The organism is Paenibacillus arenosi, from assembly GCF_014841135.1.
GTDB classification, from domain to species: domain Bacteria; phylum Bacillota; class Bacilli; order Paenibacillales; family Paenibacillaceae; genus Paenibacillus_B; species Paenibacillus_B arenosi.
In genome coordinates, this window is the sequence record NZ_JACYTN010000046.1 from 1 (window position 1) to 10,034 (window position 10,034).

The 10,034-nt window shown below is 39.1% G+C and carries 8 protein-coding genes and 1 pseudogene; 2 read left to right on the forward strand and 7 right to left on the reverse strand.

From position 1 onward, the window contains the following. Nucleotides 1–368: 368 nt before the first annotated feature. On the reverse strand, nt 369–1,541 hold the full coding sequence (locus tag IFO66_RS23460) for an alanyl-tRNA editing protein (protein WP_192027440.1): 1,173 nt from the start codon (nt 1,539–1,541) through the stop codon (nt 369–371). 59 nt (nt 1,542–1,600) lie between these two features. Continuing rightward, nucleotides 1,601–2,500: a LysR family transcriptional regulator gene (locus IFO66_RS23465; RefSeq protein ID WP_192027441.1), complete on the reverse strand. Its 900-nt coding sequence runs from the start codon at nt 2,498–2,500 to the stop codon at nt 1,601–1,603. A gap of 116 nt (nt 2,501–2,616) precedes the next feature. Between IFO66_RS23465 and hutG the strand changes: the two genes are divergently transcribed. Together hutG and gltS are read left to right on the forward strand one after the other, a co-directional pair. After that, complete coding sequence (gene hutG, locus IFO66_RS23470) at nt 2,617–3,597, forward strand: formimidoylglutamase (RefSeq protein ID WP_192027442.1); 981 nt, start codon at nt 2,617–2,619, stop codon at nt 3,595–3,597. Continuing rightward, nucleotides 3,581–4,768 carry a sodium/glutamate symporter gene (gene gltS, locus IFO66_RS23475; RefSeq protein WP_192027443.1) on the forward strand — a complete coding sequence of 396 codons (1,188 nt, stop codon included), beginning with the start codon at nt 3,581–3,583 and terminating at the stop codon, nt 4,766–4,768. Before hutG ends, gltS begins: the two co-directional genes overlap by 17 nt. A 300-nt stretch (nt 4,769–5,068) precedes the next feature. On the opposite strand, the gene IFO66_RS23480 is transcribed toward gltS, so the two are convergent. From IFO66_RS23480 to IFO66_RS23500, 5 genes and pseudogenes are all read right to left on the reverse strand, one after another. After that, a complete protein-coding gene (locus IFO66_RS23480) occupies nt 5,069–5,326 on the reverse strand; it encodes a hypothetical protein (protein WP_192027444.1) in 258 nt (85 codons plus the stop codon). A 106-nt stretch (nt 5,327–5,432) separates the two neighbouring features. Then, a complete protein-coding gene (locus IFO66_RS23485) occupies nt 5,433–6,134 on the reverse strand; it encodes a lysophospholipid acyltransferase family protein (protein ID WP_192027445.1) in 702 nt (233 codons plus the stop codon). A gap of 617 nt (nt 6,135–6,751) precedes the next feature. Further along, nucleotides 6,752–7,627 (reverse strand): hypothetical protein, encoded by an 876-nt coding sequence (locus IFO66_RS23490; protein WP_192027446.1) that lies wholly within the window; start codon nt 7,625–7,627, stop codon nt 6,752–6,754. A 1,270-nt stretch (nt 7,628–8,897) separates the two neighbouring features. Next, nucleotides 8,898–9,089, reverse strand: a complete 192-nt coding sequence (locus IFO66_RS23495; RefSeq protein WP_192027447.1) for a tyrosine-type recombinase/integrase — start codon at nt 9,087–9,089, stop codon at nt 8,898–8,900. A gap of 231 nt (nt 9,090–9,320) precedes the next feature. Continuing rightward, a pseudogene (locus tag IFO66_RS23500) lies at nt 9,321–9,572 on the reverse strand (phage integrase N-terminal SAM-like domain-containing protein); the annotation flags it as partial. Nucleotides 9,573–10,034: the final 462 nt, after the last annotated feature.

The following is a 10,034-nucleotide window of genomic DNA, read 5'->3' on the forward strand; positions in this document are numbered from 1 at the left end:
CCTCCAGCTTCCTTCAGATTCTGCCTCACGACAGACACCCTTGCTCTTGGCTAACGGTAGGCGTTCGCCAGCCCCCGTTCGGGACTTTCACCCTAGAGATGACGCCCATGCTGGGCGTACAACCAATAAAGACCAAGTGAACATACACTTGGTCTTTACAGTTCTCTAGATGAGAAACACTTATTAGCTTAAACAGTTCAAGAACGAAATCAACATTTGCCTGCAATCTTGAAGGACTTGAGCCACCATACTTGAGTAAATAATATTTAGTTATATTTTACCATCCAAGAAACTTTACTACAAGCGTTCTTAATTCTATGGTTTTTTTATAAACTCATTTTCAGCTCTCTACTACATCAAGTAAACCTCTACGCCTCTTGTAAGGACTGCACTGTAAAATGGTAAAACGCATTTGCATCCTCATTCGTATCAAATCCAGCCTGCGCCATCTTATCGCTGCCTCCACCTTTGCCACGATAGTCAGCCAGATGCTGTTTAAAGAACGCACCGCAAGCGAATCCACTCGCACCTCCTTGGACTAGAAGCACTTTATGATCCGCGTTGGACATAAAGAGTATAATAACATCAGCTTGCTCGGTAAGCTTAGCCGCTAGGTTCTGCATGTCTTTAAGTGATTTATCCGCAAATACATGCTGAATGAGATTCCCCTTACGATCTGCCAACAACTTTTCGGCTAAATAAGCATCATTTTCAGCCTTCACAGCATTCAATTCCGCTTGGAGCTGCTTCTGCTCTTGTTCCCATTTTGCAATCCGATCCAGAACCTCTTCCTTTGCAGCTTTGAATCTGACCGACAAACTGCTGAGAATGTCCATTCCGGCATTAAACTCATTCAACGCACGGTATCCACATTTAAAATAGAGGCGTACATTTCCCTTCTGCTTCTCTACTTTTAGCAGCTTGATCATGCCGATCTCTCCTGTTGCGGAAACATGGGTGCCACCGCATCCATTATATTCGATACCTTCGATCTCAACGATTCGGATATCGTCCGTTACCTTTAGCTGCTTTACTAACGGCAAGGTGGCAGCTTGCTCCTGGTTTACAAAATAGCTCGTTATTTTACGATTGCGGTAAATCTGTTCGTTAACTGCTAACTCAAGCGTCATCAACTGATCTTGAGGCAGATCAGCTCGAGCAATATCAATCGTGGCGTAATCTTGTCCTAGGTGGAAACTGAGCGTCTCCGCCCCGCATACTTCCAGACAAATAGCAGACAGCAAATGCTGACCGCTATGCTGCTGCATATGGTCAAACCTTCTATTCCAATCCAAGTGGCACTCGACTTCCTCATTCTCAGGAAAACGCTCGACTTTATGCAGAATCTCTTCTTCAACAACTACATCAAGCACCGGAATGTTGTCGATCCAACCGAAGTCACAGGGCTGTCCTCCACAGTGTGGATAAAAGGCTGATTCCTCCAGTACCAGATAGGCTCCATCTTCCCGCTCCAATTTGCGTGTTATTCGTGTCTTCCATTCTCGAATATATGCAGAATCGTAATACAATTTCTTTGTCATCTTCATTCCCTCACTATTCCTAAGTTACACCTATACATTTACTTTACTATAACTCGCACCTATAGCTCCATTTTCCCCAATACAAACTTACGTTGGATTTCTTCTAAGAAGCATTGGACCGCTGGTGCCAAGTATCGATTTTTCATATACATTAAATAGACTGTGCGTTCTAAGGCAGATGAATCTATCGTTTTTCGGACAATGGCTGGATCTCTCGGTTCAACTAAATAATTTTCAGGCATAATCGCAATTCCAAGATTTTCTCTTACCAATGTCAAAGCCGTTTCGAACCGTTCGATTTCAAATTTAATGTTGGGAGATACTTGTTCGAGCGCAAAGGCTTGCAAAATATCTTCCCTCGTCTGAAATCCTTCCATGCTAATAATGAGTGGTTCGTGTTCTAATTCTTTTAATGTAATAGACTTCTTTCTGGAGAGAGCGTGATCCCGATGCAGCACAAGGACCAACTTCTCATGATATAAAGGGATCGATTCAATATCATCCTCATGGATACATTGATTCGTAATCATAAGATGGGTATGGTATTTCCGCAACGAATTGACCACTGCTTTTCTGCTCAGTACTTCAAACAGCTTAATGTGAATCGAAGGAAAGCGACTTTGATATTCACGAATCACTTGAGGAACCCACTGCCTTACTGATTCGATCATGCCAATGACGAGTTCCCCTCTTCCGGTCATTTTTACTTCTTCCATTTCTTTTCTCAAAATATTCATTTGAGAAAGCAGCCCAATCGATTTTTGATATAAAACGATGCCCGCATCCGTCAGTTCGATTTTTCTCGTACTTCGTTCAAACAACGGCGAACCTACCTCACGCTCTATATTCTTTATAGCATTGCTTAAAGATGGCTGTGATATATGCAGCTTTTGTGCGGCTTTGGAATAGCTCAACTGATCGGCAACCGTTACAAAATAATGTAATTGTTTAATATCCAAAATGCTCCTCCCTTCACTATTTATAACTAAAAACTATTAATTTATTTGTATTATATATTTAAAATTATAAGAATGTCATCATATAATGAACAAAATACGCAGAAAGGGTGGGGACATTGCGAAACCATGTTGGAGCCGATGTATGGATCGGCCGAACGGATCATGCGGAAAGAAGAAGCAGCTTCCGTTATCATCAAATTGTGGAACCAATGGAATTACATGCACCACGAGAAACTTTCTCTACCAACACATGCGCCATTATCGGCTTTGAATGCGAGGAAGGCGTGCGGCGTAATCAAGGAAGACTAGGCGCGGCTAATGCACCAAATGCACTTAGACAAGCGCTCGCAAGTATACCTTGGAGAGCAGCAGAGAGTCACCGCCTAATAGATGCGGGAAATGTGACTTGTTCCAATGATAAGCTTGAAGAAGCCCAAGAAGCATTGGGGAGTGCCATCTCTGAACTCTTTTCCAAATCGACCACTCCTATTATTTTAGGTGGAGGGCATGAGACGTTGTATGGGCATTATTTAGGCGTTCGCAACCATATTGGACCAGATGCTTCACTCGGCATTATTAACATTGACGCTCATTTCGACCTGCGTCCCTATAACACGCAACCGTCCTCAGGTACCATGTTTCGACAAATATTAGAGCAAGATAGCAACAGCCGCTATTTCGTGCTCGGCATTCAGCGTTTTGGAAATACACAGGAACTGTTCGACACAGCGGATAAGCTAGGCGCTCGCTATATACTAGAAGAAGAGATGCGTACGGAGCAAATGGATGATATTACGTTCTCCCTAAACGCATTTATGGAACAACAAGATTATGTCATGCTCACCCTTTGTACCGATGTTATCAATGCGGCATTTGCGCCAGGAGTCAGTGCTTCGTCTCCATTTGGATTAACACCGATGGTTGTTCGAGATCTTATCCGCACGGTTGCCGCTCACAAGAAAACGCTTTCTTTTGATATTTGCGAGGTTAATCCTACTCTCGACGAGAACGGCAGAACGATAAAGCTAGGCGCGTACTTAACGAATGAAGCCATTATGGCATTTATGGGGAGGAATATGGATGACGCTGGAACTTAATCAAGTAAATACGATATTTTTGGCCGTAGCCCTGCTTGTACTCGGAACCTTCTTGGTCAGGAAATTAGGCGTATTGCAAAAGTTTTGTATACCGGCCCCTGTTGTCGGTGGGCTGCTATTTGCTACCCTAGCTACGATATTGAAAGCGACAGGTGTAATGGAAATTACATTGGATACTTCGCTGCAAAGTCTATTCATGCTCACCTTCTTCACCACGGTAGGATTGGGAGCAAGCTTTCAACTGATTAAACTAGGCGGCAAGCTGCTCGTCATTTACTGGCTGGCTTGCGGATTTCTAGCTTTGGCACAAAACGCGATTGGCGTTTCCCTTGCCTCGTTATTTGGCCTCCATCCACTAATCGGGATGATGGCTGGTGCTGTATCCATGGAAGGCGGACATGGCGCGGCAAGCGCATTTGGCCAAACGATTGAAGCTATGGGAATCCCCTCTGCCTTGTCCATCGGGGTTGCAGCAGCTACCTTCGGACTTATCGCCGGCGGTCTAGTTGGCGGCCCGACCGTAAAATATTTGATAACCAAATATAATCTGAAGCCAACAGAAACAGCAGAAGTAACAACAAACGCAGAAGAAAAATTGCTACCGATAACAACAAATACGTTCTTCATCCAAGTGCTGATCATTACATTCTGTATGGCGTTAGGGACGTATTTAGGAGGGCTGTTCTCATCAGCAACAGGCTTTGTCCTTCCAGGATATGTCGGAGCTATGTTTGTGGCCGTTATCGTCCGCAACATTATAGATGCATTCAATCCAAGTACCATCGACATGAAGAGCATTAGCCTAATAAGTGACGTTACTCTAGGCCTTTTCCTATCCATGGCACTCATGAGCATCAAGCTATGGGAAGTAGCTGATCTTGCTCTTCCACTTCTTCTCATCGTGTTAGTACAAGTTATCTTTATCGTGCTGTTCGGCATTTTCATCTTGTTCAGAATGCTAGGCAAAGACTATGACGCTGCCATCATGGTTGCCGGATTTACAGGCCATGGGCTTGGCGCTACACCAAATGCAATGGCAAATATGGCTGCGGTAACGGAACGCTTCGGACCTTCTCGCAAAGCATACCTGATCGTGCCTATCGTAGGCGCATTTCTTATCGACGTGTTTGCCATGCCTATCATTATTACGACATTGAATTTATTTAAATAATATGTTTTTTAGCGTTCATTAAACAACGTAAAAAACCTCCAGCCACGATGTGGTGTTGGAGGTTCTTTGCTATGGTCATTCTACAAATATTAGAATCCACCTTAGTATTGCCGCATTCCACAGTTCAAATACGAAGTTCTAACGTTTTAAATCAATAATACAATTTTGTTGTTTCAGTATCTCCAAACCCAGTAGCCCTTTATGATCTTTTGGCAATATACCAATATCTATTTCTATATTCTCAATACTCGTCCTCTAAATGTAACGGTAATTGACGTTGTAATTAACTGTCCATCATAGTTAATTTTCATCACTATTACGTCTCACTCTCATCAAAGGATCTCGACGAAGATGAATCACAAAATCTGGATTCGAAGTATGGTAAACTAAATTGCCTGGTTTTGCTTGAAAAAATTCTTTATTAGCCTCTTTTTCTGATATCGAGCGAATCGGTGCAACTTCATCTACAATTTTTTTGTTGCCTTCCTCATGATAATTAAGTATGGAAACTAGAACAAATTGATCAGGAAACAGTTCTCTAACTTCTTGCCATTTCATTCGTTCCACCTCCTACAATCTCATCCTACTTCTTCTTGCTATCTTGATTCTAGCATATATGGTTGAGGATTCTCACGGTATTTTATGTTCTAGAATTATGGTTTGCTTATTTATATACGCCTCTATAATCATCAGGTAATAATTCTGCTATTTTGTACATCATATATTTTAGAGTGAAATCTTCATATTCACTTTTGTCTTGTTCTTTAGCTCTCTTTTGAAATTTAAATTGTTTACCAATGTTGATATGAACATCTGCATAATTAAAGCTTTCCGCCCTCATATCTCCTTCAGTATTGATAGGTAGCAATTTCTCTGTCCCATATATCCCAATAGGAACAATAGGTGCGCCTGTCATTCTTGCGATAAGAAGGATTCCTTTCTTTGCTTCAATCATACTACCAGCTCTACTTCTAGTTCCTTCTGGGAAAATCAATAAACTTTCGCCTTGTTTAACAAGCTTAATAATCTTCTCGAGGCCCTCTTTATCAGCCGTATTTGGTTTAATATTTGTAGTCTTAACTACGTTAACCCCTATACTTGTAACAGCATCATGTGACAGTTTAGCACCTGCTACAAAGGTCGGATCAATCTCTTTTAACACCTTTCCTAAAACTAATCCATCAGAATTGCTTAAATGATTACAAATAAAAATCGTTGGCGTTTGTATTCCTTTTAAGTTTTCACTACCAACTATGTTTATGTTTGCATATTTCTTTAGGTATCTAGCTACAATTTTTTTAGATATGTATGTGACTAATTTATCAGGTAAACGATTTATCATTTTTGCCGTTGTAGTGGATATCATTTGTTCACTCCTCCTAAATGTTTCATGCAGTCATATTTCCTTCTACAATCAGGAAATTTCCGATATCGTTCTTGGATTCACGAAACGCCCCAACCTCAGATAGCTCCTATCTTAGGGTTGGGGCGTTTATTGCACGAGATAACTTCCACAATTATACATCCAACAAATAAGGGGCGCTAGCCTCCAGGTTGAATACGTAGCCTTCCTCGACCACCCCTTCAATACTTGTTCACATTTGCTCATTTCCTTCACTAATCGGCTTTGCTTAATTAGATGTAAATTCACAAAAAGTATCCGTTTTCCATAGAGCTCTAAATCACTAAGCAAGATTTTTCTGTTGAAGAGAGAGTTCCTATGAAATGCTTTACTAAAAGTAACTTTAAACGAAATGAAAAATTAAGAGAAGTATGAAGTGCATGGGTATCGTCTAACGTTTTTGTATATACCAACCCAAATTATTAAGTAACATCAGCGACTGATTTGCATTAGCTACTTAGCCTTGAAGGCTTGTTCGTTGAATTATCTGCTCTGCTTCCAGCTTCTTGAGAACCAAGGATGTAGCCGCGGCGTAGATACAATGTTATCAGTTGTTATTGTTCCTCTTTGTTAGGCTAGCACTATTCAACAATTTTTACTCCAGGAACCTTCCATCTAATATCTTGAAGACTACTCTCGAATAGTAGTTTTTCTGACCCATTGTCATTAATAACTAAGTAGGCTTCTTTTCCTTCACTGTAATTAGAAATATATCTAATTCTTTCATTGACTGGTGTTACGTACTCGATTTCGAATCTTTCAACATCGTATATAACATGATTATAATATTTGTCTTTTTCCTCGTACTTTAAGTAACAGTTTATAATTGGAATGAATATCAGGTCTTCACTCGTTACAATCGGCAGATGAATTTTCAGTTCATAATCATTGAATTTAGGATCGTTATATGCCCCTAAATGATTTACAATCAATTCCGGTATGAATTCTTTAACAATTATTTTTATTTGGCAATCCATAATAAACTTTGCATTTCCCAATAACGATAGTTTTGCAAAAGTTGTAATGTTCTTCTTATCTTTCTTTAACGAATATTCTCGTTGTTGATAATCAAAAGTATATACAATCTTGGCTTTATGTAAATTAGTGAATTTCTCAAGATTCCATTCGGTCCATTCCCATTCATAACCGATAAACACTCGGTTCTCCTGTTTAATCAGATTGTGTTGCTTTTCATCCTCCCTTATTTGCTTCTGCTTCTCAATATCAAGTCTTTGTTGAAAGTCATCCTTAGCAGCCTCGACTTGCTTATGTGCAATATATACTGCTGCTATAGCACCTGCAGCTCCACCGAAATAACTTCCGAAAAATCCAAACCAGTCCTTTCCTGTTCCAAATACTGAGGTAAAGGGTATAGCTGGAAGTTGAACTAGAGCATTAATTAATACAGGAACAATTAATAGAAGGATAATTGCTGGTATTATAAGTTTTTTATACATTTTCTATTTTCCTTTTCTGTTTATTGTTATTTATTTTATCATGCAATAATATCCGATAACGCTCTTGTGTTCACAGCAACTACTTCTAAAATATATTTCTGGGACGGAGTGCGTATGCCCGATACGTGAAACGGTGTTATATGAATTATTCCCCCTCTACGACCAAACTTTCAATTAGATTTTGCTCTACGTTCAAAATACTTGGAAACAGAATAAGATATAAAAAATCCTATTGCCGTCAAGTTAAATATGTAGCCAAGCAGATGTTCAATTAACGGTATATAATAATTAAAGTCAGCATTTAGCGTTATGTTACTCGGAAAGGAAAAAAAGGGTGCTATACCTTTATAAATGACATATAGCATATTTGACAAATCACCATTATTTATTTCCTGAATTTCTTCAACGGTATAGTAATTATATGTATCATTATTGTTGAGGTAATACATTCCGAATGTCAGCCCTATGACGGATAGATTTAAAAATATTAACAATATAATGAAATTAACGAATTGAAATAAGAGCGATTTAAAGCAGTCAATTACATTCTTAGTTAGAGCAAATGAATAACCGACAGAAATAACTACTGTAAGAAATAGTATCGTCTTATTATTCACCTGTTGCAAAAAGTTTTGGAATGATACCAAAGGATACATAAGAACAATGGAAACTTTCACGAAATAGAAAGCACTATCAATCAAGAAGTCCTTCATTGAATTATGTATGAAGACACCAATACCATAGAAGATAAACAGCATTATTAATAAGAGGAGATATTCCCCAAAGACACTCTCAGGACTATAGTTAATCCTCTCCAAAATAATCACAACTGAAAAAAATAATATAAATAACGAAGTCAAAAACTTTCCCTTATTATCAATGTATAATAGATCAAGGAATTCATTGATAATCATATTTTTCAAAAATTTGCTCTTGTTCTTAAAGCTATCTTCAATTATGCCACTATCTTTTTTAGCCTTCTTCTGCTTCTTGATAAGTCTACTAATATCATGATAAATAATAGCACTAGTCAAAATATATGACATTACTACAAAAAGACTCATTATTATTGAAAATACTAGTATTATAATAGCCTCTCATCTCCTTCCTCAATGTTTCTCTCGCGAATATTTCATATAACTTCTAATCTACGAATTTCGTGAATATATCACTTTCAACCTTATAGAAAAAGCTATAAAAGCCCCATTTGTGATAAAAACTACAACGACACGTTCTTGACTTGTACTCCATCTACTCAGTCCTACTCTTCTCACATACGATCCAAAGGACTTTTAAGCCGACGGACGTTGCGAGTACTGACATGAGTATAAATTTCAATCGCCTTAGCATGCTCAATAAGCTTTTGAATATAGCACAAATCCGTACCTGCTTCCAACAGATGAGTTACAAAGGAATGCCTTAACGTATGCACAGTAGCTGGCTTTTTTATGCCAGCTCGCAATTTTTCTTTTTCAACTTTACGTTAAAGATATGCAGGCTTTCGTGCCTCCAGGGAACAGCCAGGCTTTCGATTCTTTCGTTGATATACAGTGCTCCTTATACTCCACTATCAACTCATATGCCACTTGAGATAGCACTGTATATCGATCCTTTTTCCCTTAGCTTACCGTACATGTATCACGCCACGTTGAGCATCAATATGAAATAACACAGTTGGCAGCCTCGTTTCTGTCTAAGGTCTTGTCCAACGTTTCGGAAAACCAACCTTCCCTTCTACATTACATTGGCAGAAATGCAGGGTACTAATTGCTTGATTCACATACAAATGAGAGCGCTTCTGCTCATGCATGTGTAGCATATAGCGCTGCACATCAGATGAATTCACATTCTCCATCATATAATCGCCACTTTCCATAAAGCGATCTACGTGCTCAAGATATGCTTTTTGGGTTTTTGCACTGAATCCTTTTAACACCATTTTTTGCTGTAATCTTTTACGCTAATCCTATCCTTCAGGACAACATTTTCACGGCATTTAAAACATAGATAGAAGCTCACCAGCTACAATAACGGGCTCATCTTAAAAAATGAGTAACTAACTTATTCACACTTGATTCTGTATTAGGTATGCTCCATTCTTTCTTATCATGGTTCCATCTACTCCCTTCGATAGAACGAACTCTATCTGGCCAATGAGTCAAAAGATGCAATTTAATTCATAGGCATCCTTCCCTATGCCCTACAATACGTAGGTAATCTTTCACACATGTATTCGACATACCCTCCCAATATCCCCTTTTTTCGATTATAAGAACACAAAAAAGGGGCTGTCCCAAAAGTAGGTCGTTCACCTTAACGAGACCACTCACTTAATAAGTAAATCGGCAAAAATAAAAAAAATGACGGTGCTAGGAGGTTATCCCTGCACCGTCATTTCTACTTTTTG